The sequence below is a fragment of the Chromobacterium phragmitis genome (assembly GCF_003325475.1).
Lineage (GTDB): Bacteria > Pseudomonadota > Gammaproteobacteria > Burkholderiales > Chromobacteriaceae > Chromobacterium > Chromobacterium phragmitis.
The window spans coordinates 465,543-492,045 of record NZ_CP029495.1 but is presented as its reverse complement, the minus strand read 5'-3'; the positions used below and the strand labels follow the sequence as shown (position 1 = coordinate 492,045).

Sequence of the window (26,503 nt, the reverse complement as noted above, 5' to 3'; positions counted from 1 at the left end):
GAGAATGGGAGGACGGGCCGGCGATACCGTTTCCGATTATAGGAACTGCCGAGTGGCATTTGAATTGCATTTTCCGCGAGGCGCGGATGAAAAGCGCAGCGGCCCGGAACGAAGCGGGCCGCTGCGCCGGCGTCAGCGCAGCTGGCGCCAGAGGAAGGCGTACTCCATCGCGGCGATGCGCGCCTCTTCTTCGTGGTTGACGGCGGCGCCGTGGCCGCCCTCGGTGCGCTCGTAGTAGCGGACGTCGGCGCCCATCGCCTTCATCGCGGCGTACATCTTGCGGGCGTGGCCGGGATGGACGCGGTCGTCCAGGGTCGAGGTGGCGAACAGCGTGGCCGGATAGCGGATGCCGGGGCGCAGGTTCTGGTACGGCGAGTAGCGTTTGATGTAGGCCCAGTCTTCGGGCTTGTCCGGGTCGCCGTATTCGTCCATCCAGCTGGCGCCGGCCAACAGCTTGTTGTAGCGCCGCATGTCCAGCAGCGGCACCTGGCAGACCACGGCGCGGAACAGCTGCGGGTACTGAGTCAGCATCACGCCCATCAGCAGGCCGCCGTTGCTGCCGCCCTTGATGCCGAGATGGCGGGCGTCGGCGATGCCGCGCCGAGCCAGGTCTTTGGCGATGGAGGAGAAGTCGTCGTAGGCGCGCTGGCGATGTTGCTTGCGCGCGGCCTCGTGCCAGGCCGGGCCGTACTCGCCGCCGCCGCGGATGTTGGCCAGCACGTAGACGCCGCCGCGTTCCAGCCAGGCCTTGCCCAGCACGCCGCTGTAATAGGGCGTCAGCGACACTTCGAAACCGCCATAGCCGTAAAGCAGGGCGGGGTTCTTGCCGTTGAGCTTCAGATTCTTGCGCGCCACCACGAAATAAGGCACCCGGGCGCCATCGTCGGAGCGGGCGAAGAACTGCTGGATGCGGTAAGGGGCGGCGTCGAAGAAGGCGGGCTGCTGTTTCAGCAATTCGCGGGCGTCGCCGCCGGCATGGGCCAGCGACAGCGAGCTGGGGGTCAGGAAATCGGTAAAGGTGAAGAAGTAGTCGTCCGAGTTGTCGCTGTCCACCGGCGTGACCCCTATGCTGCCGTAGCCGGGCGCGGCGACCTGACGCGACTGCCACTTGCCGTCTTTAGCCGTCCACTCCACCAGCCGGCTTTTGACGTTGTCGAGCACGGTTAGCATCAGCGTGTCGCGGGTGCTGTTGCTATCCGACAGCGAGGTGGTGGCGCTGGGCAGGAACAGCGGAGTGAAGTCGCGTTTGCCGGCCAGGTAGTCGTCCAGCCGGATGGCGAGCAGGCTGCCGGATTTCCAGTCGCGGCCGCCGGTTTTCCAGTTCTGGCGCGGTTTCAGCAGCAGCCAGGGACCGTGGAAGCTGATGTCGGCGTGGCCGGGCTTGTCCAGCTTTTGCCATTTGCCGTCGCGCAGCAGATAGGCGTCGTTGCTGAAGAAGGAGGTGCCCTGGCTGATCAGATCGTACTGCCGTCCGGCGGTGAAGATGCGCTGGGCGCTGACGGAGATGTCGGATGGCTTGCCTTCGAACAGTTTGGCGGCGTCGGCCAGCGGTTGGCCGCGATGCCATTCCTTGACGATGCGGGGGTAGCCGGAGTCGGTCAGGGTGCCTTGGCCGAAGTCGGTGGCGACGTACAGCGTGTCGCGGTCTTTCCAGTTGACCTCGCTCTTGGCCTCGGGCACGACGAAGCCGTCGGCGACGAAACCGCCCGAGGGCAAGTCGAATTCGCGCACCACGGCGGCGTCGCCTCCGCCGCGGCTCAGGCGGATCAGGCAGCGGTCCTGCCGCGGTTTGACGCAGTCCGCGCCCTGCCATACCCAGTTCTCTTTTTCTTGCTTGGCCAGCGCGTCAAGGTCCAGCACGGTGTGCCAGGCGGGTTCGGCCTTGCGGTACTCGTCCAGCGTGGCGCTGCGCCACAGGCCGCGGGGGTGCTCGGCGTCGCGCCAGAAGTTGTAGTAGCGTTCGCCTATTTTCTCGACGACGGGGATGCGGGCGCTGGAGTTGAGCACCGACAGGATGTCAGCCTTCAGCGAAGGAAAGTCTTTCCAGCTTTGAGACTCCTTCTGGGTGCGCTCGTTTTGCTGCTTCACCCATTGCAGCGCATCCTTGCCCTGCACGTCTTCCAGCCATAGGTAGGAATCCTGCGCGGCGGCGTGGCCCTGCGCCGCCAGCAGCACGGCGGCGGACGCGAGCAGTCTGGTCTTCATGATGTTCTCCTAAGCGCGGAGCCCTTGCCGCCGGCGAGGCCGGCGTGCAGGGCGTCCTGTTGTCGCGCGCGCCGGCCAGGCCGGCGGCCAATCCCAGACTGTAGCGCGTTTCAAATCCTTTTGTCATCGGCGCGGGGCGCCGGTTTCCCTTTCTGATTGAGGCGTCTGGGTCCGGCTGCCGCGGGCTTCAGGCTTTTCCCGCCCATATCGTCGGCTGGCGGCTTGTCCATGGCAAGCCGCGTTCCAACTGGCCGGCCATCCGGAACAGCGCGTCCTCCCGTCCGGCCGGCGCGACGAATTGCATGCCGATCGGCAAGCCGGACGCCGCATCCTGGAACAGCGGCACCGACATGGCCGGCGCGCCGGCGGCGTTGAAGACCGGGGTGAACGGCGAGCCGCCCATTACGCGCTCGGTCCACTGGTGGCCGTCCATCGTTTCCGCGCCGGCCGCATAGCTGCCGATGGGCGGCGCCAGATCGGGCAGGGTCGGCGTCAGCAGCAGATCGTAGCGCGCGAAGAAGGCGGCGACGCTGCGGGTGACGGCGTTGCGCAGATCCAGCGCCCGCACGATCTCGATGCCGCGTATCCCGTGTCCGGTCCGGTAGACGGCGAGCGTCTGCGGCTCCAGCGTGGACAGATCGATCCTGCGCCCGGTGGCTGCCGCCATGTCGTCGATCCAGGCGGCGATGTTGGCGGCCCACAGCACCGAGCTGGCATGGACGAAGGCGTCCCAGCTGCATCCCAGGGGAAGCGCCGCTTCCTCCACGGCGTGGCCTAGCGATTCGCATAGCCGCGCGGCTTCGGCGAGATGTCCGAGAATGGATGGTGAAGTGCGCTGGCCGCCCCAGGCTTGCGCCATCACGCCTATCCTCAGCCGGCCGGGCTCGACGCCGACTTGCGCGAGATAGCTGCCGGCGGGTTCGGCGATGGAGAAGGGCTGGCCGGCGTCCGCGCCGCGCGCGGCGTCGAGCAGCGCGGCGCTGTCGCGCACCGAACGGCTGACGCCCAACTGCGCGGCCAGGCCGTGGATGGCCTCGTCGAGAATCGGGCCGTTGGACACGCGGCCGCGCGTCGGCTTCAGTCCGAATGCGCCGGCGGCGGCGGACGGGATGCGGATGGAGCCGGCCGCGTCGGTCGCATGCGCCATCGGCACGATGCCGGCGGCCACCGCCGCCGCCGCGCCGCCGCTGGAGCCGCCCGCGCCGCGCGCCGGGTCCCAGGGGTTGCGGGTCGGGCCGCAGAGCGCGGATTCGGTGGTGCCGCTCCAGGCGAACTCGGGCGTGGTGGTCCGCCCCAGCGTCGCCAGCCCCGCTTCGCGGAAGCGCCGCATCAGGATGGAGTCGGCCGCGGCGGTGAAGCCGTGCGCTAGCCGGCTGCCGAATTCTATCTTCCTGCCCGCCATGGTCACGCCGACATCCTTGATCAGGAAGGGCACGCCGGCGAGCGGCGAGCCGCGCTCCAGTGCCGGGGCGATGCCGGACAGCTCGGGCTGCCAGGTTTCGATGACCGCGTTGATTTGAGGATTGACCGCCGCGCACGCCCGCAGCGCCGCATCGGCGAGCTCCTGCGGGCTGACTTCGCCCCGCGCGACCAGATCGCCCAGTCCCACCGCGTCATATTGCGCATATTCCGAAAGCTTCATCGCTGATTCCCATGGAGGATGCTCCGGCTCGACATGAGCCGGAGAGTGGTGATACCGTCCGGTATCACTGTGTGGGCATGATGATACCGATCGGTATCATCGTCAAGACGGATGGAAAAATGAACAAGCGAAAAGCGGCCGAGCCTTCGGTCCCGCCGCGGGAACGCCTCCTCGAGGCGGCAGGCGAACTGTTTTACAACGATGGCATTCGGGCGACCGGCGTCGAGGCGATCGCCGCCCGGGCGAATACCACCAAGATGGCGCTGTACCGCCATTTCCAGTCGAAAGACGCGCTGTTGGCGGAATGGCTGCGCCAGGTGATCGCCGGCTACTGGCGCGCGTTCGACGCCATAGAGGCCGAGCATGCCGGCGATCCGCGCGCGCAGATTCTGGGCTGGGCGGCCTTTTTCGCCGACGACGCCGGCGCCTGGTCGCACCGCGGCTGTCCGTTCATCAATTCGATCGCGGAGCTGCCGGATAGAGAGCACGTCGGCCGCAAACTGATAGCGGAGTACAAGCAAGACCAGTGGCGGCGGCTGGCGGGCTTGTGCCGGGCCGCCGGCCTCGCGTCGCCCGAAGAGACGGCGAGCGAACTGATGCTGGTGTTCGAGGGCGCGCAGGTCGCCGCGCAGAACCAGTCCATCGCCGATGCCGGCGCGCTTGCGCTGCGGATCGCCGGCGCCATTGTCGAGCGGCAGGCGCAGGCGTCGATCGGCTGATCGGACGTGAAAAAGCCCCGCGGCGGGCGGGGCTTGGCTGAGAGCTTACAGCGCGGGGTAGTCGGTATAGCCTTCCGCGCCGCCGCCGTAGAAGCTGTCCGGCTTCGGCGGGTTGAGCGGGGCGTTCCGCTTCAGCCGCTCCACCAGGTCCGGGTTGGCGATGTAGCTGCGGCCGAAGGCGGCGGCGTCGATATAGCCTTTCCTCAACAGCGTTTCGGCCTTCTCCGCGGTGTAGCCGCCGGCGCCGACGATCACGCCCGGATAGCGCTGGCGCAGCTCGGCGCGGAAGCCGTCGTCCAGCACCGGGCCGCCGGCCCAGTCCGGCTCGGAGATGTGCAGGAAGGCCAGCTTGCGCTTGGCCAGCTGCTCGGCCAGGTATAGCGCCATCTCCAGCTGGTCGGTGTTGGTGACGCCGTTGAAGATGCCCAGCGGCGAGATGCGGATGCCGACGTGGTCTGCATCCCATTCCGCCGCCACCGCGTCCACCACTTCCAGCAGGAAGCGGGCGCGGTTTTCCACGCTGCCGCCGTATTGGTCGGTACGGACGTTGGCGGCCGGCGACAGGAACTGGTCGATCAGATAGCCATGGGCGCCGTGGATTTCCACCAGGTCGAAGCCGGCGCGGCGCGCGTTGTCGGTGGCGCGGCGGTAGTCCTCGATGATGTCCTGGATTTCTTCGATGTCCAGCGCGCGCGGGGTGTCGCATTGCTCGCGCACCAAGCTGCCGTCGGCGGCGCGGATATTGGTGCGGCTGTCAGCCTGGATCGCGGACGGGCCGACCGGCGCGTCGCCGTTAGGCTGCAGCGAGCGGTGCGAGATGCGGCCGGTGTGCCACAGTTGCAGCGCCATCTTGCCACCGGCCTGATGCACGGCGGCGGTGATTTCGCTCCAGGCGGCGACTTGTTCTTCGCTGTAGATGCCCGGCGCGCCGGCGTAACCCTTGGCGGTGGGGGAGATGTGGGTGCCTTCGGCCACGATCAGGCCGGCGCTGGCGCGCTGAACGTAGTATTCCTTGGCCAGCGGGCCGGGCACGTCGCCCGGTTCGATGTTGCGCAGGCGGGTCAGCGGGGCCATCGCCACGCGGTTGGCCAGGGTGGCGGCGCCTACGGTCAACGGGGTCAGCAGTTTGTCGGCTTGCATGGTTTCATCCTTGTCGGGTGGTGTCGGCGGCTTATTGTTCAAATCCAAAACCCTGGGCGCGGGCGACGGGCGCGACCTGGGGGAAATACACCTGGCGGTAATAGCGGGCGGTGTTGGCGGTCCAGGGCTCGCCGTCCTCGCGTCCGATCTCCTGCCAGTGGCGGCGCAGGGTGTCGTCGTAGGCGGCGATGTGGCCGGCCAGGCCATCGGCCTGGTAGCGTTCGCGATGGACGAAGCTCTCGCGCGGCAAGCGGGGCTTCACGTCGGCGTCATTCTGGATGTGGCCGAGCGCGAGGCCTACCAGCGGGAAGGTCAGTTCCGGCAGCTCCAGCAGCTCCACCATTGCCCGCGGATCGCGGCGGATGCCGCCGATGGGCACCGCGCCCAGGCCGGCGGCGTGCGCGGCGGTGATCAGGTTGCCCAGCGCGATGCCGGCGTCCACCGAGCCGACGGCGAAGGCTTCCACGCTGTCGTGTATCACCTGCTTTTCGCCGGCCATCTCCACGCCCAGGCGAGTCTTGTGGAAGTCCATCACGATGGCGACGAACACCGGGGCCTGGGCGATCCACGGCTGGCCGCCGGCGATTTCGGCGATGCGCTGACGGCGCTCGGCATCCTGCACCACCACCAGCGAGACCTGCTGGCCGTTGATGGAGGTCGGGCCTTTCCAGGCGGCGTCCAGAACGGCGTCCAACAATTCCGGGGCGATGGGCTTGTCCTGATAGCTGCGCACGCTGCGATGGCTGTGCATCAGCTGCAAGGTTTCGTTCATGTTTGACTCCATTTTTAGTAGACCAGTCGTCTAGTGTCAGTTTCAAGAAAACCCGCCGGTTGCGGCGGGGCGCTCTCTTTATCGTTTACAGCTGGCTTTGTCGGGCCGCGGCAGCATGGTTTCCGTCAGGCGGTAGGCATTGTGCATGGGTTGGTCGGAGCGCTGCACCTTATACAGCAGCGCGCTGCCCACCCACAGGCTGTACAGGCTGGCGGCCAGTTCGTCCGGCTCCAGATAAGTGCACAGGCTGCCTTCGGCTTGGCCGCGGCGTATGGCGTCGGCCAGGCGGGAAATCAGCCGGCCCATGCCTTCGGCCAGCATTTCGCGCATCGGCTCGGACAGGTCGGATACTTCCGCCGCCAGTTTCACCGCCAGGCAAGTATGGCTCTGTTCGGTGCAGCGGTGGGTGTCCAGCCAGCCCTGGAAATAGCGGATCAGGCAGTCGCGGGCATTGCCGGACTCGGGCCGCAGCAGCGCCACCAGTCTTTCGTCGTAACTCAGGAAGTAGCGGCGCAGCATTTCCACGCCGTAGCCTTCCTTGGACGGAAAGTAATGGTAGAACGATCCCTTGGGCACGCCGGCGGTGGAGAGGATCTCCGCCAGCCCGACCGCTGCGAAGCCTTTGCCGAGGATGATTTCCTCGCCGGTGGCCAGCAGGTGCTCGCGGGTATCGGCTGTATGGTTGGCTCGTGACATGTGGCAAACTCTACTAGACCGGTCGTCTAGTTTCAAGATTGAAGGACGAAAAACCGCTTAAGCTGTTGCGTTCGGGGCACAGGCAGGATCTGGCGGGAGTCATTTCAGATAGGAGCGAAGCACCTGCAGCACGGCGTCAAGGTCGTGCTGGCGCTGCTCCAGCTCCGGTTCCTTGACCACGTGGTCGGTCAGGTGGCCTTCCATCACCGCCAGCATCAGTCCATTGACCGCGCCGCGTATCGCGGCGATCTGTTGCAGGATGGCGGAACAATCGCCATCGTTTTCCAATTGCTTTTCCAGCGCGGCGGCCTGGCCTTGCAGCCGGCGCACTCGTGCCAGCAGTTTGGCCTTGTCCCGTACCGTGTGCGACATCTCGTGTTTCTCCGTGTTGACTGGCCGATCTTAGCATGGTGGATACTGGGGGCTAGTATTTTGATACTGGGGGTGAGTATAATCGCGGCATTCCCACCTCGCCTGGAAACTATCGTGACTTCTTTCGCCACTCTGCTGCAGCAGGGCAATGCCTGGCTGTTTATCCCCAGCGCCGTTGTTTTGGGCGCTTTGCATGGTCTGGAGCCCGGCCATTCCAAGACCATGATGGCGGCCTTCATCGTCGCCGTCCGCGGCACGGTGCGGCAGGCCGTGTTGTTGGGCCTGGCCGCCACCGTGTCCCACACGGCGGTGGTGTGGCTGGTGGCGATGGCCGGGCTGTACTTCGGCCGCAGCTGGAACGCCGAAACCGCGGAGCCGTATTTCCAGATGGCGTCGGCGGCCTTGGTGATCCTGGTGGCAGCGTGGATGATGTGGCGCACCTGGCGCCACAGCCGGCAGGGCGATGATCACGGCCACGGCCATCATCGCGAAGGGGAACGGCGGATCGACACCGGGCATGGCGTCGTGACGCTGGAGATTTTCGAAACCGGCGCGCCGCCGCGCTTCCGGCTGTCAGCAGCCGGCGGCCACCGCCTGGCGTGGCGGGCCGAGCAAGTCGGGTTGGAGACGGAGCGGGCCGGCGGCGGCCGCCAGGCGTTCGCATTCCGCGACGCCGGCGGCTTCCTGGAGTCGGTGGAGGAAATACCGGAGCCGCACGAATTCATCGCTCGGCTGAAGCTGGGACATGGCCATCATAGCCATGACTACGATGTCGAGTTCGCAGAGAGCGATCATCATCGCGCGGTGGCCGAGCGCGAGGGGGTGGACGTGTCCGCGCCCGGCTATCAGGACCCGCACGAGATGGCGCACGCCAACGATATCCGCCGCCGCTTCGCCGGCCGCGACGTCACCACCGGACAGATCGTGCTGTTCGGCCTGACCGGCGGACTGGTGCCGTGTCCGGCGTCCATCACCGTGCTGCTGCTGTGCCTGCAACTGAAGCAGGTGGCGCTGGGCGCCACCCTGGTGCTGTGCTTCAGCATCGGCCTGGCCTTGACCATGGTGGCGTCCGGCGTGCTGGCCGCACTCAGCGTCAAGCATGTGTCGCGCCGCTGGAGCGGCTTCGGCGACTGGGTGCGCAAGGCGCCGTATATTTCCGGCGCGCTGATCATGTTGGTGGGCCTGTATTTGGGCTGGTCCGGCTGGGCTCACTTGGCTTGAGCGGCTGGATGGGGCGACCAGGGCGGCTCCCGGGCGGGGCCGCCTTTTTTCATGCGTTTTCAAGGAGTGGATTTCGAAGCCTTGATCTGCATCACGCTTAAAGATGTGCAGTATGTGCATCTTTATTTCCAGCATGTAGGCTGCGGATTGAGTCAGTTACTTGGGAAGCCCGCGAAGGGAGCGCAGATGAAAAACACGCGAAAACTATGGGGATGGCTGGCGCTGATTTGCTTGCTGTCATTTTCGGTCCTGCTCTACATGGGCAAGGAAATCTACCAGTCGGCGCCGCCGATTCCATCCGTGGTGCAGGGCGCGGACGGCAAGGTGGTGTTCACCGGCGAGCAGATCCGCCGCGGCCAGCAGGCCTGGCTGTCGTCCGGCGGCCAGCAATTGGGCACGGTATGGGGCCACGGCAGTTATGTGGCGCCGGACTGGTCGGCCGACTGGCTGCACCGCGAGGCGCTGGCGCTGCGGGAGAGCCGGGCCAAGCAACGCTTCGGCCAAGCTTACGCCCAGCTTGATGTCGGCCGCCAAGGCATGCTGGACGCCGAACTGCGCCGCGAGATGCGCGCCAACGGCTATGACGCGGCCCATGACACGCTGACGCTGAGCGCGGAACGCGCCGCCGCCGCGCGCGAAGTGGCCGCGCACTACGAAGGCCTGTACGGTACGGACCCGGCCTTCGACACGCTGCGCGAGCAGTATGCGATGAGCGCCAATTCGCTGCCGTCGGCAGCCGACCGCGAAGCCGTGGCCGCCTTCTTTTTCTGGTCCGCCTGGTCCGCCGCCGCGGATCGTCCGGGCGAAAGCGGCCTGTCCTACACCAACAACTGGCCGCACGAGCCGCTGGTGGGCAACGCGCCCACCGCCGCCAACGGCATGTGGTCGATCGCCAGCGTGATCCTGATGCTGGCCGGCATCGCCGCCATGGTGTGGTACCACATGGCCGCCGGCGAAGGCGAGGAGCCCGCGCAAGTGCCGGATGCCGATCCGCTGCGCAAGCTCCAGGCCACGCCGTCCATGCGCGCCACCCGCAAGTATTTCTATGTGGTGATCGGCCTGCTGCTGACCCAGGTGGGCATGGGCGCCATCACCGCCCACTACGCGGTGGAGGGCCACAGTTTCTTTGGCATCCCGCTGGCCGAGGTGCTGCCCTGGGTGGTGAGCCGCACCATCCACACCCAGTTCGGCGTGTTGTGGATCGCCACCGCCTGGCTGGCCACCGGCCTGTATATCGCGCCGCTGCTGTCCGGCCATGAACCCAAATACCAGAAACTGGGCGTGGACGTACTGTTCTGGGCGCTGATTTTCATCGTGGTCGGCTCCACCGTCACCGGCTGGGTAGGCACCTTGCAGCGCCTGGGCACGGATTTCAGCTTCTGGATTGGCAATCAGGGTCTGGCCTACACCAGCATGGGCCGCGTGTGGCAAATCCTGCTGTTCGTCGGCCTCTTGTTCTGGCTGTTCCTGGTGGCGCGCGCCTTGCTGCCGGCCTTGCGCAACAAGGAAACGGAAGGCCGCAGCCTGATCGCCATGCTGCTGTTGTCCGCCACCTGCATCGGCCTGTTCTACGCTACCTCGCTGGCCTGGGGCCAACACACCCATTATTCGATGATCGAGTACTGGCGCTGGTGGCTGGTCCACTTGTGGGTGGAAGGCTTCTTCGAAGTGTTCGCCACCGCGGTTATCGCGCTGATCTTCGCGCGGCTGGGCCTGATCCGCATGGCAAGCGCCAACCGCGCCATCGTGCTGGAGACCATCGTCTTCTTGTTTGGCGGCATTCTGGGCACCTTGCACCACCTGTACTTCACTGGCGCTTCCACTGCGGTGATCGCCGTCGGCGCGGTGTTTTCGGCTTTCGAAGTGGTGCCGCTGGCGCTGGTGGGTTTCGAGGGCTGGCAGACTTACCGCCGCAGCGGCGCCGCGCCGTGGGTGGAGCGTTATAAGTGGGCCATCCTGTGCTTTGTCGCCGTGGGCGTGTGGAATACCGTGGGCGCCGGCCTGCTGGGCTTCTCCATCAACCCCCCCATCTCGCTGTACTACGTGCAGGGCCTGAACATGACCCCAGCCCATGGCCACGCGGCGCTGTTCGGCGTCTACGGCATGCTGGGCATAGGCCTGATGCTGTTCTGCCTGCGCGGCGTGTCCGAGGCCGCGCTGTGGGACAACCGCCTGCTGAAGCCTATGTTCTGGCTGCTCAATATCGGCCTGTTCATGATGGTGTTCTTGTCCATCCTGCCATCCGGCATTTATCAGGCCTGGGCCAGCGTGACGTACGGCCTTTGGTACGCGCGTTCGCCGGAGGTGGTGCACTCGGCGTTGATGCAGAACCTGGTGTGGCTGCGGGTGCCGGGCGACATCGTGTTCGCGCTGGGCGTGCTGTATCTGGGCCGCTTCGCCCTGCGGCTGCTGGGCTGGGGCGGCAAGAAGGCGCTGGCTGGGCAAGGCGTGTGAGCGGAAGACTGATGGCAAACAGCAAAAGCCGGGCGTGCCCGGCTTTTTCGCGTCTACAGCGTCTTGTACATCAGCGTGGTGGCTTGCAGTTTTTCGCCGCGGCCGTCCCAGGCGTAGCCGGGGATGCGGCCGGCTTCTTGATAGCCCAATGACCGATAGAGCGGCTCCGCCTTGTCGCCGCTGGCGGTGTCCAGCGTCAGCAGGCTGCGGCCGCGCCGCCGGGCCTGGTTTTCCAGTTCGGCCATCAGCGCGCGGGCGATGCCCTGGCGGCGGCAGTCCGGATGCACCAGCAGCTTGCAGACTTCGGCGCGGTGGGGCTGGTTGGGCGGGGTGTCGCAGTCCAGCTGCGCGCTGCCGGCCAGCCTTCCGTCCAGCAGCGCGGCCAGCAGGACGCGGCCGCCGCCGGCGACGCCGGGCAGGGTTTTGTCGCGCCAGAAGGCGGCGGCTTGCTCCACGGAAAACGGCAGCACGAAATGGATGCTGGCGCCGTCATGCACGCAGGCGTGCAGCAGTTCGGCCAGTTCCGGCAGCAGGGCGGAGGCGGGTTCGGCGTCGAGCGCGAGGATGTCCAGTTGCGGCATCTTGCTTGGTCACTTTCTTGGGAGACATTCCAAATACGGTAATAAGCAAGAAACAGGCCCGGTTCCCCGGGCCTGGCGCGGCGTAGCGGATCAGGGATCGGGCGGCCTGGGCAGCGGCTGCGCGTCCGGGATGTCCGGCGCGCCGCGCTGGACTTCCGTCTTGCTGACTACTGGCGCGGCCTCCGGCTGCCAGCTGTCGCCGCCCTTTTTCACTGGCGGCAGCGCCGGGCGTGAGGGCGCTCGCCAGGGCTGGGCCGGCGTCGTCTGATGGACGATGGGCCGAGCGGGCAAGGCGGCCGGAGGCGGCTTCGCCGCAGCCGGAGGAGGAGGCGCGGGCGCCTCCGCCGGCCATAGCCGCCAGGCCGCGCCGCCGGCCGCCGCCGCGGTCAAGAGCAGGGCGGCGGGCCAGGCGCGGCGCGGGATCACCAGCTCACCTGATCATTCAGGCTGAGGCTGCCGCTGGCCGGCGTCAGCAGGCTGCGGTTGCCGGACAGGTTCTCCCAAGTCACGCTGCCGTCGGCGTTCTTGCGGTAGTACTTGTAGGCGATGGGCTGGCCGGCCGGAAGGTTGACGCCGTTTTGCCATACCGGGTAGTTGACCGCATCAACCGGAAGACCGAGGTCGGTGTTCCAGTTGCCCAGCGCCCGCGCGTTGCCGGTGACGTAGACCTGCTGGCCCCACTGCGTGCTGGCCGTCACGTTGATGCCGACCGGCACCTCGCCGGCCTTGGGCGCGGCGCGGCAGTTGTTGTAGCGGGCGCAGACCACCTGCGGAATGTCGACCACCTTGCCGGCATGGATCGAGGCCAAGAGGCTGATGTATTCGCCCATCGCCCAGTTCAACGGCCCCATCGATTTGGTGGCGGCGCCGGCTTGGTAGCCGGCCGGCGTGGTCACCGTCCAGCCGTCTGGCAGCGTGGCGCTGTTGGACCACACTTGTTCCGGCAGCATGCCTTCCGGCGTGGCCAGCAGCTTCAGCGTGGCGAGATAAGGCTGACCGGCCGAGGCCTTGCCCTGGCGGGCGATCTCGTACATTCCGCGCTCGGCGGTGAAGATGGGCCACAGCCGGCCAACGCCCGCGCCGTCGAAGTCGCGGCCGTCGTTGTGTTCGCCGTAGCCGTCGAAGTTGTAGCGGAACCAGGCGTTGACCGGCAAGGATGGCGCGCCGGGCAGCGCCAGTTTCTGGCCCAGCACGCTGTCGAACACGGCCATGGTGTTGACGATGGTGGGATCGTCGGCGCGTTTGACGCCCATGCGCACCAGTTCCAGGAAGCCGCCGTCCACCACGCGGCGGGCATCGCGGTCGCCGCCGCCGTTCTTCACGGTGACGGTTTGCGGCGTGTCTGGGCCGGCGATGGGCCGGAAGCTGGCGCGGTCGGTTCCGCTGCCGGCGCGGCTGGCCGGGTTGACGCGGACATAGTAGCTTCCATTGCCGAAGCCGCCGCTGGTGGTGTAGGTCCAGGCGGCGACGCTTTGCTGCCAGTAATCGGCGGCGGAGAGGTAGCGGCCGGCGCTGGCGTCGTCGCCGTTGGCGCGGGCGATGTCGGCGGCAGCCACCAGGCCGGCGATCTCGGCGGCGAGGGTGGACGGCGAGTAGCCGGAGTTTTCCTCCCAGCGTTCCTGGTAGCTCCATGGTCCGGTGGCGACTATGTAGTCCGCGGTCAGCTTGATTTTGGGCCACAAGGGATTGGACACGACCGACCCCAGCCGCCAGGCCAGCAGGATGGGCATGGCCTGTTCGTCCATCTGCGTGCCTTGCCAGTACGGCCAGCCGCTGACCCAGGCGTTTTGCGGGAAGCGGCCGACGCGGCTGTAGCCGGCGGCGCAACCGGCGGCGTTGTATTCGGCCGCGCCGCAGTTGCTGGTTTGCTGCAGGGTATTGAACAGGTAATTGACTACGGTCGTGGCGGTGGCGGTGTCGCCGGCCGTGGTCAGGGCGTTGGCGAACTTGAACAGGTCGCGCGGCCACACCAGGTGGTAACCGCCCTGGTTGGCGTCGCCCTGGGTTTCGCCCCATGGCGTGCCGATGCCGGCGATCATGGCGCCGTTGCTCTTGTCCTGCATGGTTTTCAGCGTCATCGCCGCCAGATAGTAGCGGTCGTCGGCCAGGCCGCCCTGGGCGGACAGGCCGGCGGCGTAGGCGTGCCAGCCATCGTCGTATTGCCGCTGGGCGGCGGCAAGGTCGGAGCCCAGCGAGGCGGCGGCGGCGTTGACCGCTTCGCCCTGGCTCTTGCCGAAGGCCAGCACCACGTCGAAGGACACGCTGGTGGCGTTCGGGTCGCCCAGGTCCAGCCAGCCTGTCTGCGCCACGTTGCCGCCGCTGGCGGAGCTGAAGGTCCAGTTCATCGCGTTGTCGCCGCTGCCGACAAGATCGGTCCAGCCGTCGCTCTGGCCGACGAAACCGTTGGACAGCATAGGTTGGCCGTTGACGGTTTTCCACGGCTGGCTGGCCATCAGCGCCGAGGCGCGGCTGTTGCGGCTGGCGGCCAGCGCGTAGCCGCCGGCGGCGGCCACGGTCTGGGCATTGTTGCCGGCGCCGCTGTTGTCCAGGCAAGGCTTGAACAGCAGGTAGAGGTTGAAGTCGCCCAGCTTGCGGCCATTCAGCGCGCTGAAGGTGACGCGCTGCACCAGCGCGTCGCGGGCCGGATCGACGAAGATGCGCTTGCTGATCCGCCAGTTGTGGCCGGCGTTGCCGGTGCTGGCGATCCAGCTCATGGTGCGCTTGTCGGTTTGGCTGGCCGAATACGCCTGCTGTTTCTCCTCGTCGACGAAGGTCTTGCCGGCGTCGCCCACCAGAAACTGCAGGTCCACCGATTCCGGCGTGTCCAGCACCGGGTAGTACACCTCGGACACGATGCCGCGGTAGCCGGTGAAGTAAACCTTGGAGGGGCCGCCGACGGCCGTGCCGAGGAAGGACTTGGACGCCGGGCCTCGAACCGGCGCGTTGCCGGGCGAGCCGAAGGCTTCGCCGGCGTGGGCAAGTGGGCTGAACAGGCTGGCGATCAGCAGGCCCAGCAAGGCCGGACGGATCAGGGACGGTTGTTTCATGGTTGTTGTCTCCACTTTGTAGCGCTGCGGTTGACGAGGCCGGTCGGCTCGATGTCAATGTAATTTTGTTACGCAATATATCAAAGAAAGAGCGGCCGGCATTGCGCCAGTTCAAACGATTGTTCGAGAGTACAGGTATTGGGAATAAGCAAGGCGAAGCCGCCCATTGGGACTGGATGCCATGGGCGCTAGGGGATAACCGGCACAAAGGATGGGGCGAGAGAATGGGAACGCCGCTTACGCTGCGCACAGCCGGATGTTCTGTCCGGTTTTTCCAATCATGCGACACAAGGGGATGCAATGAGCCAGACCAAGGTAGAGCCTCAATCCAACGCCCAGCTTCGCCACGGCCAAGTGTTCGAACCCGCTTCGCGCGGCCAGTTGTGCGTGGATGGCGTCAACGCGCAATGCCCGCTGCAGAGCTGGAACGTCAATGGCTTGGAAGCCGGCAAGTTTTTCCCGGCGCCGACAGCCAATCTGCATGACCCGCTGGCGCCGACCGACGCGCCAAACGCCGCTCCGCCGGCGGACGGCAAGATCGCCAGCGCCGGGCAGGCGCATTCCGCAGTGCTGGACGAGCAAAGCGCGGATCGCTGGCACAAGCATCCGGTCAAATCCGGGCAGATGCTGGAGTTCAAATGGAGCTATCACGCCTCCCACCTGACCCGGCGCTGGAATTACTTCATCACCCGCGAAGGCTGGGATCCCAACCGCCCGCTGAGCCGTGCCCAGTTCGAATCCGAGCCTTTCTACAAGGCCGAACTCACCGCTCAGCCGTTCTGGGAGCATCAGGCCGAGCTGACGCCGCCGCAGCCGACCATCCATGAGCTGCGCCTGCCGCAGCGCCAGGGCTACCATGTGGTGCTGACGGTGTGGGAAGTGGCCGATACCGGCAATGCCTTCTATCAGGTAGTCGATTTCGATTTTTCCTAGCCGGCTTTGTCGCATCCGCGCCACGCCGGGCAGCGAGTGGTGTAGTTTTGTGACACAAGTCAAATAAACATGTATTATTTGAGCATCTTTTAACGAATCCCCTCCGCGCGGGGATTTTTTCCGACAATTAAGATGTATTTTTTAAGTATCTTAAGGAGCCTGACATGCTGAGTGAACAAACCCGATCCCTGGTCAAGGCCACCGTGCCGGTGCTGCAACAGCATGGCGTGGCGCTGACCAGCCACTTTTACCGCCGCATGTTCGAGCACAATCCGGAGCTGAAGAACCTGTTCAACCAGGGGCACCAGCATTCCGGCCAGCAGCAGCAGGCATTGGCCGGCGCGGTGCTGGCCTATGCCCAGCACATCGACGATCCATCGCCGCTGCTGCCGGTGCTGATCCGGGTCGCGCACAAGCATGTCAGCCTGGGCATACGCGCCGAGCACTATCCCATCGTCGGCAAGCATTTGCTGGCCTCCATCCGCGAAGTGCTGGGCGAGGCGGCCGGCGATGACCTGATCCAGGCTTGGGCCGAGGCTTACAGCTTGCTGGCGGATACCTTGATCGGCATCGAAAACGGCATGTACGGCGAGTCCGCCAATGCGGCCGGCGGCTGGAGCGGCTGGCGGCCGTTCCGGGTGGCGCGCAAGGAGGCCGAGAGCGAGGAAATCGTCTCCTTCTATCTGCAGCCTTGCGATGGCGGCGCGCTGCCGGGCTTTCGTCCAGGCCAGTACGTGACGGTGAAGCGCTTCGTCGCCGAGTGGGGGCTGAGCCAGCCGCGCCAGTACAGCCTGTCCGACGCGCCCAATGGCGAATACCTGCGCATCTCGGTCAAGCGCGAGGACGCGGCCGAGGGCAAGCCGGCGGGCCGGATGTCCAATCTGCTGCATCGCGAAGTCCAGGTTGGCGACGTGCTGGAGCTGACTGCGCCCCAGGGCGACTTCTTCCTGCATGAAGACCGTTACGGTCCGGCGGTGCTGATCAGCGCCGGCGTCGGCCAGACGCCGATGCAGGCGATGTTGGGCCGCCTGCTCAAGCGCGGCGGCCGCGAGGTGCGTTTCCTGCATGCGGCGCGCCACGGCGGCGCGCACGCGATGGGACTGAAAGTGCGCCAACTGGCCGAGCGCCATCCGCAGCTGCGGATTCATGTCCGCTACGAGACGCCGCGCGCGCAGGATGTGCGGGGCATCGACTACCACGCCGCCGGGCGTCTGGATTTGGCGGAGCTGAAGGAGTGGGCGCTGCTGCCGGACGCCGATTACTACATCTGCGGCCCGCTGGGCTTCATGCGCGCGCAGCGCGACAGCCTGCGCGGCCTGGGGGTGGCGGCGGATCGCATCCATTACGAGGTGTTCGGCTCCAACCCCGGCGACGATTGAGGGCGCGGCCCGGACGCGGTATGCTGCCGCCGACTCTTCGCACCGATGGACTGCCATGCAACTGACCCGTTTCACCGACCTAGGACTGCGCGTGCTGATGTATCTGACCGGGCAGCCGTCCGGCCAACTGGCCACGATTCCGGAAATCGCCGAGCGATTCGAAATCTCGCGCAACCATCTGGTCAAAGTGGTGCATTTCATGGGGCAGCAAGGCTGGCTGGTCACCACCCGCGGCAAGGGCGGCGGCATGTCCTTGTCGCGGCCGCCCGAGCATTACCGTCTGGGCGAGGTGGTGCGCTCGCTGGAGGGCAAGACGCAGTTGATAGACTGCGCCGAGCCGCCTTGCGCGCTCAACCGCGGCTGCTTGCTGAAGGGCGCGCTGGACGAGGCGCTGGAAGCGTTCTTCCTGTCGCTGGACGGCTACACGCTGCGCGACATCGTCGCCGGCCCCACCGGCGAAGCCATCATCCGCCTGCACCGCTCGAGTCGCTGATCGCGGCCTGATCCTGCGCTGCGCCATCTTGTCGTGCGATGCGTGCCGTCCGCGTCGGCGCGCCTTGGCTATTCGGCCGTCGGCGGGCCTTTCAGCTCGATGCCGTTGCCGTCCGGATCGCGCAGGTAGACCGAAGGGCCGTAGCCTTCGGCGCCGAAGCGTTGCTGGGCCGGTTCGACGTCGATGCCCAACCCGGCCAGGTGGGCGCGGATCGCTTCCTCATCGAACGGCTCCACCCGCAGGCAGATGTGGTCGACATTGCAGCCGGATGGGGCATCGCCGGCCAGCAGATCGATCAGCGCGCCGCCGGCGTCCAGATGCGCCAAGCCCAGCTGTTCTAGCTTCTTCACCACCTGGCAACCCAAGGCGTCGCGATAAAATCGTTCCGCGCGGGCGATGTCCGCGACGCGCAGCACGACGTGGTCGATTCCCCGTATCCGGAATGGCGACATGGCGTTCTCCTGTGGCTGTTGGATGCTGATATGTTATTTAAATTGCGCTTAGGTGTTAAATTGTTCTTTTGAATGATGCCGATAGCGCCATGCCGGCGCGGCGGCCAAGGAGAAGAGGGCATGGAATGGTGGCTTGGCTTGCCGCGGGTGGCGGGCCTGTTTGTATTGACCGCGCTGGCGGAAATCATAGGCTGTTACCTGCCGTGGCTGGTGTTGCGCGAGGGGCGGTCCTTATGGCTGCTGGCGCCGGCGGCCGTCTCCCTGGCGCTGTTCGCCTGGCTGCTGACCCTGCATCCCGCCGCCGCCGGCCGCGTTTATGCGGCTTATGGCGGCGTGTATGTCAGCGTGGCGCTGCTCTGGCTGTGGCTGGTGGACGGCATCCGGCCGGATCGCTGGGACGCGCTGGGGTGTTCGCTGGCGCTGGCCGGGATGCTGGTGATCATGTTCGCGCCGCGCGCTTAAAGCGTGGGCCTGCGCATGCCGGATGGGGTCGGGGACTCGGCGGGCGATTCCGGGCGGCGTTTCGACAGATAGAGGCCCGCCAAAATCAGCGCGACGCCGCCCAGTTGCAGTGGAATCGATTTGGTGCCGGGGCCCGACAAGTAGTCGATCAGGACGCCGCCTATCATCTGGCCCGCTATCACTAGCAGCGTGGTTCTCATGATGCCCAGCCTGGGCAGCGCGATGCTGTTGATCGCGACAAACCAGGCGCCTAGCACGCCTCCCAGCCAAGCCAGGCCGGGCGCCTGCAACGGCAGACGATATGGGGCGCTACCGCCGATAAGCGGCAGGCTGAGAAACAGAAACCCTCCCAGATGATTCCAGAAAGAGGCGGACATCGCGCCGCGGCTTTGCGCAAGCTTGCCGTTGATGGCGCGGCTGGCGGCTATGCAAAGCCCGTTCGCCAGCGCCAATAGCATCAAATACCCCATGTTCAGGCTCCAAAAATCAAAAGGGCGCAGCCGGACAGGATGGGCAGCAGCGCCAGGGTGTCTGGCAAGCGATAGCGCCGCTTCGGCAGGCCAAACCAGCCAAAATGGTCGGAAAACAAACCAAAGAGAACTTGCCCTAGCATGCCTATCGCCAGCGTGCCGGACATCGCCAGCGGACTGTTGACGGTGATGGCGGCCAGCGACACCACCAGCGCGCCAGGCACGCCGCCAAGGTAAGCCCAGATGGGCGGCGGGTCTGAACGGCCTGTCGTCTTTGAGGCCGGCATGGCCAGCCATATCAGCAAAGCGGCCAGCATGCCGATGCCGTGCGCCAGCCAGGAGGCGCAAAGCGGATTGCTGTCGCGCGCGAGTTGGCTGTTGCTATGGATCATCAGCGCGAGCAAGCCGCCTGCGAACAGCGCAAGCGCCGGCAGCGTGAGTCGATTGAGTGGAATGCGTGGTGCGGGCATGGCCATGGGTTTTGTCGGTGATGGAATGAAAACGCATCGTATATTGTGTTTGATTGACTGATAATCCGGCTTTGTGGAAACTTATCGTAGAAAATAAGTGGACAATAGCGATGGAGCATTTCGCCGCGATCCCTATCTTCGTCGCCGTGGTGGAGGCAGGCAGTTTTTCCGCCGCCGCGGCCAAGCTGGGCTTGACCAAATCCGCCGTCAGCAAGCGGGTGCAGCAACTGGAGGCCGGGCTGAATGTGCGGCTGCTGCAGCGGACCACCCGCCGCCTGAGCCTGACCGAGGCCGGCGAGCGCTATTACGACAGCGTGCGCCACGCGCTGGCCATCGCCATGGAGGCGGAGGAGGCGGCGGCCGGCCTGCAAAGCCAGGCGGCCGGCTTGCTGCGCGTCAGCGCGCCGATGGCTTTCGGCCGCCTGCATGTGTCGCCGCTGGTGCCGGAATTTCTGCGCCGCCATCCCAATATCGAACTGGACCTGGCGATGGATGACCGCATGGTGGACCTGGTGGCCGATGGCTACGATCTGGCGGTGCGCATCGGCAATCTGCCGGACAACAGCATGGTGGCGCGCCGCCTCGCGCCGTGCCGGGTGTGGGTGTGCGCCTCGCCGGACTATCTGGCGGAATATGGCGAGCCCAGGCATCCCGCCGAGTTGGCCCAGCATAACTGCATCGCGTATTCCTATTATCGCGGCGGCGCCAGCTGGGTGTTCCAGGGGCCGGGCGGCGACATCCGCGTGCAGCCGCGCGGCAATTACCAGGTGAACAATAGCGAGGCGCGCCGCGACGCGCTGTTGGCCGGGCTGGGCATTTGCGAGATGCCCACTTTCATCGTCGGGCCGGACCTGGCGGCGGGGCGGCTCAAGGCGGTGTTGACCGATTACCCTTTGCCGCGGCACGCCATCCACGTTGTCTATCCTGAGCGCAGGCGGCTGCCGGCCAAGGCCCGCGCGTTCATCGATTTTCTGCAGGAAAAGCTGGGCGGCGAGCGGCCCTTGTGGGACAGCGGCCTGCCCGCATCTTTGCTGGCATCGCCAAACGGGAGCCGACCATGAGCAAGACGATAGGCACGGCGCTGGTCTGGTTGCGCCGCGATTTGCGGCTGGACGACCATGCCGCTTTTTACCACGCGCTGAAGCACAGCCGGGCGGCGCTGCCGGTGTTCGTGTTCGACGCCTCGATTTTGGACGCGTTGCCGCGCGACGACCGCCGCGTCGACTTCATTCATCAAAGCTTGGCGGCGCTGAAGGCGGAGTTGAATCAGCTGGGCGGCGACCTGCTGATCCGCTATGGGCAGCCGCGGGACGAGATACCGCGGCTGGCGGCGGAGCTGGGCGCGGAGGCGGTGTTCTGCAACCGCGATTACGAGCCGGCCGCGCGCGCGCGCGACGCGGAGGTGGCGGAGAAGCTGGCCGAGCGCGGCATCGCTTTTCATGGCTGCAAGGATCAGGTGGTCTTTGAAACCGACGAGGTGCTGACCGGCGCCGGCAAGCCGTTTGCCGTATTCACGCCGTACAAGAACGCCTGGTTGAAGAAACTGACGCCCTTCCATCTGCAGGCCTATCCGGTGCGGCGCTATCTGGACGCGCTGCTGCCGCGCGCGCCCGAGGCCATGCCGTCGCTGGCCGACATCGGCTTTAGCCCCAGCGGCCTGGCCGCGCTGCCGGTGCGGGCGGGCGCCGACGGGGCAGAGGCCCTGTTCGCCGATTTTTCCCGCCGCATCGCCCATTACAAGACCATGCGCGACTACCCCGGCGTCAAGGGCGTGTCCTATCTCAGCGTCCATCTGCGCTTCGGCACCATTTCCATCCGCCGGCTGGCGGCCTATGCCTGGCATGACGGCGGCGAGGGGGCGATGACTTGGCTGAGCGAGCTGATCTGGCGCGATTTCTACCAGCAAGTGCTGTGGCACCGGCCGGACGTGGTGGAACACGCGTTCAAGCCGGAGTATGACGCGCTGCCTTTCCCCAATGACGCGGAATGGTTCGAGGCCTGGAAAAACGGGCAAACCGGCTACCCGCTGGTGGACGCGGCGATGCGGCAGCTGAACCATAGCGGCTATATGCACAACCGGCTGCGCATGGTGGCGGCCAGCTTCCTGGTCAAGGATCTGCTGATCGACTGGCGCTGGGGCGAGCGCTACTTCGCCGAAAAGCTATTGGACTTCGACCTGGCGGCCAATAACGGCGGCTGGCAATGGGCGGCCAGCACCGGCTGCGACGCCCAGCCTTATTTCCGCATCTTCAACCCGGTGAGCCAGAGCGAGAAATTCGACCCGGACGGCCGCTTCATCCGCCGTTACGTGCCGGAGCTGGCGGCGCTGCCGGACAAGCTGATCCACGGGCCGTGGCTGGCCAAGCCGGAACAGTTGATGGACGCCGGCGTGCGGCTGGGGCGGGACTACCCGCATCCCATTGTCGATCACGCCGTTCAGCGCGAGCGGGCGCTGGCCCTGTTCAAGCGCTGACGTCCTCGTTCCATTGACCGCCCTCCAGCAACTGGCGGCGGTAGCGCTCCGGCGACGCGCCCAGCTGCTTCTGGAACATGGCGATGAAGGCGGATGGCGTGGCGTAGCCCAGCCGCGCCGAAATGTCCTGCACGCTGTCGCCTTGCTTTAGCCTGGACAGCGCTTCCAGCAAACGCGCGCGGGCGCGCCATTGGCCGAAGCTCATGCCCAGCTCGCGCTGGAACGCGCGCGCCAAGGTGCGCTCGGTGCTGAATACGCGATCCGCCCATTGTTTCAGCGGCGTGGTGTCGGCCGGGTCGTGGCGGATGGCGTCCAGTATCGGCCGCAACAGTTTCTGGCCGCTGTCCGGCAGATAGTTGGCTTCGCGCCCGGATTCCAGCAGCCGCTGGCACAGCAGCTCGGCCTGGCGGATGTCCCAGGGATCGCTGGGCACGGCGACGCGGCGCTGGGCGAAGTCGTCCAGCAGGGCGCGCACCAGCGGCGTCTGCTCGATCAGGCAGGTATGGTCCGGCAGCCGCGCGGCCATGTCGCCGCTGACATAGATCGAGATGTAGTGCATGGCCTGCCGCACATAGGCCGCGTGCGGCACTTCCGGCGGCGTCCACAGCAGGTACTGGGCCGGCGCCACCACTTTGCCCTCGTCCAGCAGCAGCTCCACTAGGCCCAGGTTGATGCGGCTCAGCTGGCCCCAGCGGTGACGATGGCGGGCGAACTCGCTCCTGGGCGTGAAGCGATGGTAGCGAAAGGTCAGCGGCGCGGGTTCCGGCAGCGCGGCGTCGCTGGCGAAGTAATCGTCTAGGTCTGGGCTCATCTTGTCCGGTTCGCCTCAGTGGATTGTCTGTTTTGCATTATATCGTCCATAACGGACGACTCTAGAATAGACGCATCGAGTAGAAGGAGGCTGTGATGGCCATGCTGTTTCCATTGCTGGCGGTGTTGATCTGGGCCGCCAACGTGATTGTTTCCAAGGCTGCCGCCCAGGTGCTGGACCCGGCGGCGATTTCCATTTACCGCTGGTTGCTGGCGGCGCTGGTGCTGACGCCGTTCTGCCTGCCGCAGCTGCGCCGCCGCGCGCGCGAGCTGAAGCCCTGGCTGGGCAAGCTGCTGGCCTTGTCCGCGCTGGGCATGGTGATGTTCCAGTGCCTGGCGTATTACGCCGCGCACAGCACCAGCGCCACCAATATGGGCGTGATCACCGCGCTGGTGCCGTTGTTGGGCCTGTTGCTGAACGCCGCCGCGTTTCGCCAGCGCGTGAGCGCCATGGCCTGGCTGGGCGTGGCGGTGTCGCTGTCCGGCGTGGTTTACCTGCTGGGCAAGGGCGATCCGGTGAGCCTGCTGGCCAACGGCGTCAACAGCGGCGACGCGCTGATCCTGGCTGGCGCCGCGTCTTATGCCTTGTACGGCATCCTGCTGCGGCGCTGGGCGCCGCCGTTCGGCGCCTGGCTCAATCTCTATCTGCAGGCCAGCCTGGCGGTGTTGCTGCTGCTGCCGCTCACCCTCACCGCGCGCAGCATGGCCGTGCCGGCCCAGGGCGTGGGCCTGGTCTTGTTCGCGGGGATCGGTTCATCCTTGTTCGCCGCCTATCTGTGGATGCGCGGCATCCAGAGGCTGGGCAGCGACCGCACCGCCATCTTCATGAACCTGCTGCCCTTGTTCACCGCTTTGCTAGCCAGCGCGCTGCTGGGCGAAACCATCCACCATTACCATTGGTTGGGCGGCGGCATGATTCTGCTGGGCGTGGCGCTGGGGCAGGGCATGCTCAATCCGGGCAGGCTGCGCCGGCCGGCGCTGGCCCAGCGCTGAGTCCCGCCGGCGACCGGATGCCTTGCCTCGCCCGCAAGCGGCAAGGTAAGGTGTCGCCGGTGGCGCGTCCTCCGGCGCGCCGTCCGACTGGCGAGAGCCGCCTAGGGCAGCTTTCGCGTCAGGATCGGTGCCTGGTGGCTTTCCGGCAAAACCACGACGCACCCGTCCTGCCATCGGCAAACCCTCAAAGCGGGAGGACGCATGCATTACAACCTGCACAATCTGTTCGATCTCGACTGGTTCGGACTGCTGCATTCACTGGTCTGCCTGACCATGGCCTTTATCTGCGGCACGGTGATCGGCCTGGAGCGGCAGTACCGCCAGCGCACCGCCGGCTTGCGCACCAACGCGCTGGTGGCGGTCAGCGCCGCGGCCTTCGTCAATATGGCGTTGCAGCTGGACGGCAGCGGCAGCGCGTCGCGGGTGGTGGCTTACGTGGTGTCTGGCGTCGGCTTCCTCGGCGCGGGCACCATCATGAAAGAGGGCTTGAACGTCCGCGGCCTCAATACCGCCGCCACCTTGTGGGGGTCGGCCGCCACCGGCGCCTGCGCCGGCGCCGGCATGCTTGGCCAGGCCATATTGACCGCCGTGTTCGTGCTGGCGGTCAACACGCTGTTGCGGCCGGTGGTCAACTCCATCAACCGACGCCCGCTGGATGACGACTCCAGCGAAGTGACCTACCAGCTGTGCGTGATCGCCAGCCGCGACGAGCAGAAGCGGGTGCTGGCCCAGGTGAGCGGCATGCTGGAGCAGGCCAACTATCCGGTGGGCGATCTGGACGTGGAAGCGTTCAGCGACAACGAGGTGGAGATGACCGCCACCCTGCTGGCCACCTCGGTGGATTCGGATGAACTGGACCGCATCGCCGCCGAGCTGGCGGGCAACCCCTACATCCATCAGGCGTATTGGAACACCAGCACCAGCGAATGATCGCGGCCAGGCCTTTCGCCATTGCGCCGCCGCCGAGCCCGGGTTCTGCGGCTTTGTTTGCGGTGCCGCCTCGAATGGCCGCCGCCGCGCTTTGTCCGGGGTCAAAGTTCATGACAGACGGTGTTACAATCAAAACTAGGTTTTTAGTTGTCGCGCGGCGCTGGACGGACAGGGCGCCGGCGGCGGGGTAATTCACGGGCGGCCCCACCGGCGCCCGGTTTCTCGAGACAGCCTTATGACCATCATCCGCCAGGAAGACTTCATCCAGAGCATCGCCGATGCCTTCCAGTACATCAGCTGCTACCACCCGAAGGACTATATCGACGCGCTGTACCAGGCTTACTTGAACGAGGAGAGCATCGCCGCCAAGGACGCGATGGCGCAAATCCTGGTCAACAGCCGCATGTGCGCCGAAGGCCAGCGCCCGATCTGCCAGGATACCGGCATCGCCGTGGTGTTTCTCAAAGTGGGCATGAAAGTGCAGTGGGATGCCGCTTTGAGCGTGCAGGAGATGGTCAACGAGGGCGTGCGCCGCGCTTACAACCATCCGGACAACAAGCTGCGCGCCTCCGTGCTGCTGGACCCGGCAGGCAAGCGCCAGAACTCCAAGGACAACACCCCGGCCGTGGTGCACTTCGAGATCGTCGAAGGCGACCAGGTGGACGTGATCTGCGCGGCCAAGGGCGGCGGCTCGGAGAACAAGTCCAAGCTGGCGATGCTGAATCCGTCCGACTCCATCGTGGATTGGGTGCTGAAGACGGTGCCGACCATGGGCGCCGGCTGGTGTCCGCCGGGCATCCTCGGCATCGGCATCGGCGGCACGCCGGAAAAGGCCATGCTGCTGGCCAAAGAAAGCCTGATGGACCATGTCGACATCCACGAGTTGAAGGCCAAGGCCGCCGCCGGCGCGGAACTGTCCCGCGTCGAAGCGCTGCGCCTGGAGCTGTTCGAGAAGGTCAACGCGCTGGGCATCGGCGCCCAGGGCCTGGGCGGCCTGACCACGGTGCTGGATGTGAAGATTCTGGACTACCCGACCCACGCGGCCTCGCTGCCGGTGGCGATGATCCCGAACTGCGCCGCCACCCGCCACATCCATTTCCATCTGGACGGCAACGGCCCGGCCCATCTGGAGCCGCCCAAGCTGGAAGACTGGCCGGACATCACCTACGACGCGTCCAACGGCAAGCGCGTGGATCTGGACAAGATCACCAAGGACGAAGTGGCCAGCTGGCAGCCGGGCGATGTGCTGCTGCTGAACGGCAAGATCCTGACCGGCCGCGACGCCGCGCACAAGCGCATGATCGACATGCTGAACAAGGGCGAGAAGCTGCCGGTGGACTTCACCAACCGCTTCATCTACTACGTCGGCCCGGTCGATCCGGTGCGCGATGAAGTGGTCGGCCCGGCCGGCCCCACCACCGCCACCCGCATGGACAAGTTCACGCGCCAGATGCTGGAGCAGACCGGCCTGTTGGGCATGATAGGCAAGGCCGAGCGCGGCCCGGCGGCGATCGAGGCGATCAAGGACAACAAGGCGGTGTACCTGATGGCGGTGGGCGGTTCCGCCTACCTGGTGTCCAAGGCGATCAAGGCGTCCAAGGTGGTGGGCTTCGCCGACCTGGGCATGGAGGCGATCTACGAGTTCGAGGTCAAGGACATGCCGGTGACGGTGGCGGTGGATTCCTGTGGCACCTCGGTGCACAACACCGGCCCGGCGGAATGGCGAGTGAAGATTGGAAAGATTCCGGTCAGCGCGGCCTGACAGCGCGCAGAAAAACCGCTCCAAATG

The 26,503-nt window shown here is 66.1% G+C and carries 25 protein-coding genes; 12 read left to right on the top strand and 13 right to left on the bottom strand.

Annotated elements, in window-relative coordinates:
* Positions 1 to 132: 132 nt before the first annotated feature.
* Together DK842_RS02440 and DK842_RS02435 are read right to left on the bottom strand one after the other, a co-directional pair.
* Complete coding sequence (locus DK842_RS02440) at positions 133 to 2,205, bottom strand: prolyl oligopeptidase family serine peptidase (RefSeq protein WP_114059935.1); 2,073 nt, start codon at positions 2,203 to 2,205, stop codon at positions 133 to 135.
* Between the two features lie 187 nt (positions 2,206 to 2,392).
* Positions 2,393 to 3,847 carry an amidase gene (locus tag DK842_RS02435; protein WP_114059934.1) on the bottom strand — a complete coding sequence of 485 codons (1,455 nt, stop codon included), beginning with the start codon at positions 3,845 to 3,847 and terminating at the stop codon, positions 2,393 to 2,395.
* Positions 3,848 to 3,966: 119 nt separating this feature from the next.
* Here DK842_RS02435 and DK842_RS02430 point away from each other — a divergent pair, with 119 nt between their 5' ends.
* Positions 3,967 to 4,566, top strand: coding sequence for a TetR/AcrR family transcriptional regulator (locus tag DK842_RS02430; RefSeq protein ID WP_114063577.1), 600 nt, complete (start codon positions 3,967 to 3,969; stop codon positions 4,564 to 4,566).
* A 45-nt stretch (positions 4,567 to 4,611) separates the two neighbouring features.
* Here DK842_RS02430 and nemA read toward each other — a convergent pair whose 3' ends face one another.
* From nemA to DK842_RS02410, 4 genes are all read right to left on the bottom strand, one after another.
* On the bottom strand, positions 4,612 to 5,706 hold the full coding sequence (gene nemA / locus DK842_RS02425; RefSeq protein WP_114059933.1) for an alkene reductase: 1,095 nt from the start codon (positions 5,704 to 5,706) through the stop codon (positions 4,612 to 4,614).
* A 31-nt stretch (positions 5,707 to 5,737) separates the two neighbouring features.
* A complete protein-coding gene (locus tag DK842_RS02420) occupies positions 5,738 to 6,478 on the bottom strand; it encodes an NADPH-dependent oxidoreductase (RefSeq protein WP_114059932.1) in 741 nt (246 codons plus the stop codon).
* A gap of 78 nt (positions 6,479 to 6,556) precedes the next feature.
* Positions 6,557 to 7,174, bottom strand: a complete 618-nt coding sequence (locus DK842_RS02415; protein ID WP_114059931.1) for a TetR/AcrR family transcriptional regulator — start codon at positions 7,172 to 7,174, stop codon at positions 6,557 to 6,559.
* Between the two features lie 99 nt (positions 7,175 to 7,273).
* Entirely contained in the window at positions 7,274 to 7,546 is a 273-nt protein-coding gene (locus DK842_RS02410) for a metal/formaldehyde-sensitive transcriptional repressor (protein WP_114059930.1), read from the bottom strand.
* A gap of 114 nt (positions 7,547 to 7,660) precedes the next feature.
* Between DK842_RS02410 and DK842_RS02405 the strand changes: the two genes are divergently transcribed.
* Entirely contained in the window at positions 7,661 to 8,767 is a 1,107-nt protein-coding gene (locus tag DK842_RS02405; protein WP_114059929.1) for a nickel/cobalt efflux transporter, read from the top strand.
* Between the two features lie 186 nt (positions 8,768 to 8,953).
* Positions 8,954 to 11,221 (top strand): nitric-oxide reductase large subunit, encoded by a 2,268-nt coding sequence (locus DK842_RS02400; protein WP_114059928.1) that lies wholly within the window; start codon positions 8,954 to 8,956, stop codon positions 11,219 to 11,221.
* A gap of 53 nt (positions 11,222 to 11,274) precedes the next feature.
* On the opposite strand, the gene DK842_RS02395 is transcribed toward DK842_RS02400, so the two are convergent.
* From DK842_RS02395 to DK842_RS02385, 3 genes are all read right to left on the bottom strand, one after another.
* Positions 11,275 to 11,802 (bottom strand): GNAT family N-acetyltransferase, encoded by a 528-nt coding sequence (locus DK842_RS02395; RefSeq protein WP_114059927.1) that lies wholly within the window; start codon positions 11,800 to 11,802, stop codon positions 11,275 to 11,277.
* Between the two features lie 90 nt (positions 11,803 to 11,892).
* Positions 11,893 to 12,228 carry a hypothetical protein gene (locus DK842_RS02390; RefSeq protein WP_198414620.1) on the bottom strand — a complete coding sequence of 112 codons (336 nt, stop codon included), beginning with the start codon at positions 12,226 to 12,228 and terminating at the stop codon, positions 11,893 to 11,895.
* Entirely contained in the window at positions 12,225 to 14,849 is a 2,625-nt protein-coding gene (locus tag DK842_RS02385; RefSeq protein ID WP_114059925.1) for a glycoside hydrolase family 15 protein, read from the bottom strand. The genes DK842_RS02390 and DK842_RS02385 overlap by 4 nt, the downstream gene beginning before the upstream one ends.
* A gap of 300 nt (positions 14,850 to 15,149) precedes the next feature.
* Here DK842_RS02385 and DK842_RS02380 point away from each other — a divergent pair, with 300 nt between their 5' ends.
* The 3 genes from DK842_RS02380 to DK842_RS02370 all read left to right on the top strand — a co-directional run bounded on the left by DK842_RS02380 (position 15,150) and on the right by DK842_RS02370 (position 17,654).
* Complete coding sequence (locus DK842_RS02380; RefSeq protein ID WP_114059924.1) at positions 15,150 to 15,782, top strand: lytic polysaccharide monooxygenase auxiliary activity family 9 protein; 633 nt, start codon at positions 15,150 to 15,152, stop codon at positions 15,780 to 15,782.
* Between the two features lie 164 nt (positions 15,783 to 15,946).
* The gene (gene hmpA / locus DK842_RS02375; protein WP_114059923.1) at positions 15,947 to 17,161 is read left to right on the top strand and encodes an NO-inducible flavohemoprotein; all 1,215 of its coding nucleotides are present in this window, start codon (positions 15,947 to 15,949) and stop codon (positions 17,159 to 17,161) included.
* Positions 17,162 to 17,216: 55 nt separating this feature from the next.
* Positions 17,217 to 17,654, top strand: coding sequence for an Rrf2 family transcriptional regulator (locus DK842_RS02370; protein WP_114059922.1), 438 nt, complete (start codon positions 17,217 to 17,219; stop codon positions 17,652 to 17,654).
* A gap of 68 nt (positions 17,655 to 17,722) precedes the next feature.
* Here the strand turns inward: DK842_RS02370 and DK842_RS02365 are convergent, their stop codons facing one another.
* Positions 17,723 to 18,106, bottom strand: a complete 384-nt coding sequence (locus tag DK842_RS02365) for a VOC family protein (RefSeq protein ID WP_114059921.1) — start codon at positions 18,104 to 18,106, stop codon at positions 17,723 to 17,725.
* A 120-nt stretch (positions 18,107 to 18,226) separates the two neighbouring features.
* Here DK842_RS02365 and DK842_RS02360 point away from each other — a divergent pair, with 120 nt between their 5' ends.
* Positions 18,227 to 18,568 (top strand): YnfA family protein, encoded by a 342-nt coding sequence (locus DK842_RS02360; protein ID WP_114059920.1) that lies wholly within the window; start codon positions 18,227 to 18,229, stop codon positions 18,566 to 18,568.
* On the opposite strand, the gene DK842_RS02355 is transcribed toward DK842_RS02360, so the two are convergent.
* Together DK842_RS02355 and DK842_RS02350 are read right to left on the bottom strand one after the other, a co-directional pair.
* Positions 18,565 to 19,038 (bottom strand): DMT family transporter, encoded by a 474-nt coding sequence (locus DK842_RS02355; protein ID WP_114059919.1) that lies wholly within the window; start codon positions 19,036 to 19,038, stop codon positions 18,565 to 18,567. The two genes, DK842_RS02360 and DK842_RS02355, sit on opposite strands and share 4 nt — an antisense overlap.
* Before the next feature lie 2 nt (positions 19,039 to 19,040).
* Complete coding sequence (locus DK842_RS02350; RefSeq protein WP_114063576.1) at positions 19,041 to 19,508, bottom strand: DMT family transporter; 468 nt, start codon at positions 19,506 to 19,508, stop codon at positions 19,041 to 19,043.
* A 110-nt stretch (positions 19,509 to 19,618) separates the two neighbouring features.
* Between DK842_RS02350 and DK842_RS02345 the strand changes: the two genes are divergently transcribed.
* Together DK842_RS02345 and DK842_RS02340 are read left to right on the top strand one after the other, a co-directional pair.
* Positions 19,619 to 20,569 (top strand): LysR family transcriptional regulator, encoded by a 951-nt coding sequence (locus DK842_RS02345; RefSeq protein WP_114059918.1) that lies wholly within the window; start codon positions 19,619 to 19,621, stop codon positions 20,567 to 20,569.
* Positions 20,566 to 21,981, top strand: a complete 1,416-nt coding sequence (locus DK842_RS02340; RefSeq protein WP_114059917.1) for a cryptochrome/photolyase family protein — start codon at positions 20,566 to 20,568, stop codon at positions 21,979 to 21,981. Before DK842_RS02345 ends, DK842_RS02340 begins: the two co-directional genes overlap by 4 nt.
* Here the strand turns inward: DK842_RS02340 and DK842_RS02335 are convergent.
* Positions 21,971 to 22,792 (bottom strand): AraC family transcriptional regulator, encoded by an 822-nt coding sequence (locus DK842_RS02335; RefSeq protein WP_114059916.1) that lies wholly within the window; start codon positions 22,790 to 22,792, stop codon positions 21,971 to 21,973. The two genes, DK842_RS02340 and DK842_RS02335, sit on opposite strands and share 11 nt — an antisense overlap.
* 95 nt (positions 22,793 to 22,887) lie before the next feature.
* On the opposite strand from DK842_RS02335, the gene DK842_RS02330 reads away from it, so the two are divergent.
* The 3 genes from DK842_RS02330 to DK842_RS02320 all read left to right on the top strand — a co-directional run bounded on the left by DK842_RS02330 (position 22,888) and on the right by DK842_RS02320 (position 26,476).
* Positions 22,888 to 23,784: a DMT family transporter gene (locus DK842_RS02330; RefSeq protein ID WP_114059915.1), complete on the top strand. Its 897-nt coding sequence runs from the start codon at positions 22,888 to 22,890 to the stop codon at positions 23,782 to 23,784.
* A gap of 201 nt (positions 23,785 to 23,985) precedes the next feature.
* A complete protein-coding gene (locus tag DK842_RS02325; protein ID WP_198414618.1) occupies positions 23,986 to 24,714 on the top strand; it encodes an MgtC/SapB family protein in 729 nt (242 codons plus the stop codon).
* A gap of 235 nt (positions 24,715 to 24,949) precedes the next feature.
* Entirely contained in the window at positions 24,950 to 26,476 is a 1,527-nt protein-coding gene (locus DK842_RS02320) for a fumarate hydratase (protein WP_114059914.1), read from the top strand.
* Positions 26,477 to 26,503 lie beyond the last annotated feature (27 nt).

Bases quoted from the DNA above. Each gene is read 5' to 3' on its own strand.
- DK842_RS02420 (WP_114059932.1), bottom strand. From the start codon at position 6,478: ATGAACGAAACCTTGCAGCTGATGCACAGCCATCGCAGCGTGCGCAGC.
- DK842_RS02335 (WP_114059916.1), bottom strand. From the start codon at position 22,792: ATGAGCCCAGACCTAGACGATTACTTCGCCAGCGACGCCGCGCTGCCG.
- DK842_RS02430 (WP_114063577.1), top strand. From the start codon at position 3,967: ATGAACAAGCGAAAAGCGGCCGAGCCTTCGGTCCCGCCGCGGGAACGC.
- DK842_RS02350 (WP_114063576.1), bottom strand. From the start codon at position 19,508: ATGCCCGCACCACGCATTCCACTCAATCGACTCACGCTGCCGGCGCTT.
- DK842_RS02435 (WP_114059934.1), bottom strand. From the start codon at position 3,847: ATGAAGCTTTCGGAATATGCGCAATATGACGCGGTGGGACTGGGCGAT.
- DK842_RS02365 (WP_114059921.1), bottom strand. From the start codon at position 18,106: ATGTCGCCATTCCGGATACGGGGAATCGACCACGTCGTGCTGCGCGTC.
- hmpA (WP_114059923.1), top strand. From the start codon at position 15,947: ATGCTGAGTGAACAAACCCGATCCCTGGTCAAGGCCACCGTGCCGGTG.
- DK842_RS02360 (WP_114059920.1), top strand. From the start codon at position 18,227: ATGGAATGGTGGCTTGGCTTGCCGCGGGTGGCGGGCCTGTTTGTATTG.
- DK842_RS02330 (WP_114059915.1), top strand. From the start codon at position 22,888: ATGGCCATGCTGTTTCCATTGCTGGCGGTGTTGATCTGGGCCGCCAAC.
- DK842_RS02440 (WP_114059935.1), bottom strand. From the start codon at position 2,205: ATGAAGACCAGACTGCTCGCGTCCGCCGCCGTGCTGCTGGCGGCGCAG.
- DK842_RS02355 (WP_114059919.1), bottom strand. From the start codon at position 19,038: ATGGGGTATTTGATGCTATTGGCGCTGGCGAACGGGCTTTGCATAGCC.
- DK842_RS02340 (WP_114059917.1), top strand. From the start codon at position 20,566: ATGAGCAAGACGATAGGCACGGCGCTGGTCTGGTTGCGCCGCGATTTG.
- DK842_RS02385 (WP_114059925.1), bottom strand. From the start codon at position 14,849: ATGAAACAACCGTCCCTGATCCGTCCGGCCTTGCTGGGCCTGCTGATC.
- DK842_RS02345 (WP_114059918.1), top strand. From the start codon at position 19,619: ATGGAGCATTTCGCCGCGATCCCTATCTTCGTCGCCGTGGTGGAGGCA.
- DK842_RS02320 (WP_114059914.1), top strand. From the start codon at position 24,950: ATGACCATCATCCGCCAGGAAGACTTCATCCAGAGCATCGCCGATGCC.
- DK842_RS02395 (WP_114059927.1), bottom strand. From the start codon at position 11,802: ATGCCGCAACTGGACATCCTCGCGCTCGACGCCGAACCCGCCTCCGCC.
- DK842_RS02380 (WP_114059924.1), top strand. From the start codon at position 15,150: ATGAGCCAGACCAAGGTAGAGCCTCAATCCAACGCCCAGCTTCGCCAC.
- DK842_RS02415 (WP_114059931.1), bottom strand. From the start codon at position 7,174: ATGTCACGAGCCAACCATACAGCCGATACCCGCGAGCACCTGCTGGCC.
- DK842_RS02410 (WP_114059930.1), bottom strand. From the start codon at position 7,546: ATGTCGCACACGGTACGGGACAAGGCCAAACTGCTGGCACGAGTGCGC.
- DK842_RS02325 (WP_198414618.1), top strand. From the start codon at position 23,986: ATGCATTACAACCTGCACAATCTGTTCGATCTCGACTGGTTCGGACTG.
- DK842_RS02370 (WP_114059922.1), top strand. From the start codon at position 17,217: ATGCAACTGACCCGTTTCACCGACCTAGGACTGCGCGTGCTGATGTAT.
- nemA (WP_114059933.1), bottom strand. From the start codon at position 5,706: ATGCAAGCCGACAAACTGCTGACCCCGTTGACCGTAGGCGCCGCCACC.
- DK842_RS02400 (WP_114059928.1), top strand. From the start codon at position 8,954: ATGAAAAACACGCGAAAACTATGGGGATGGCTGGCGCTGATTTGCTTG.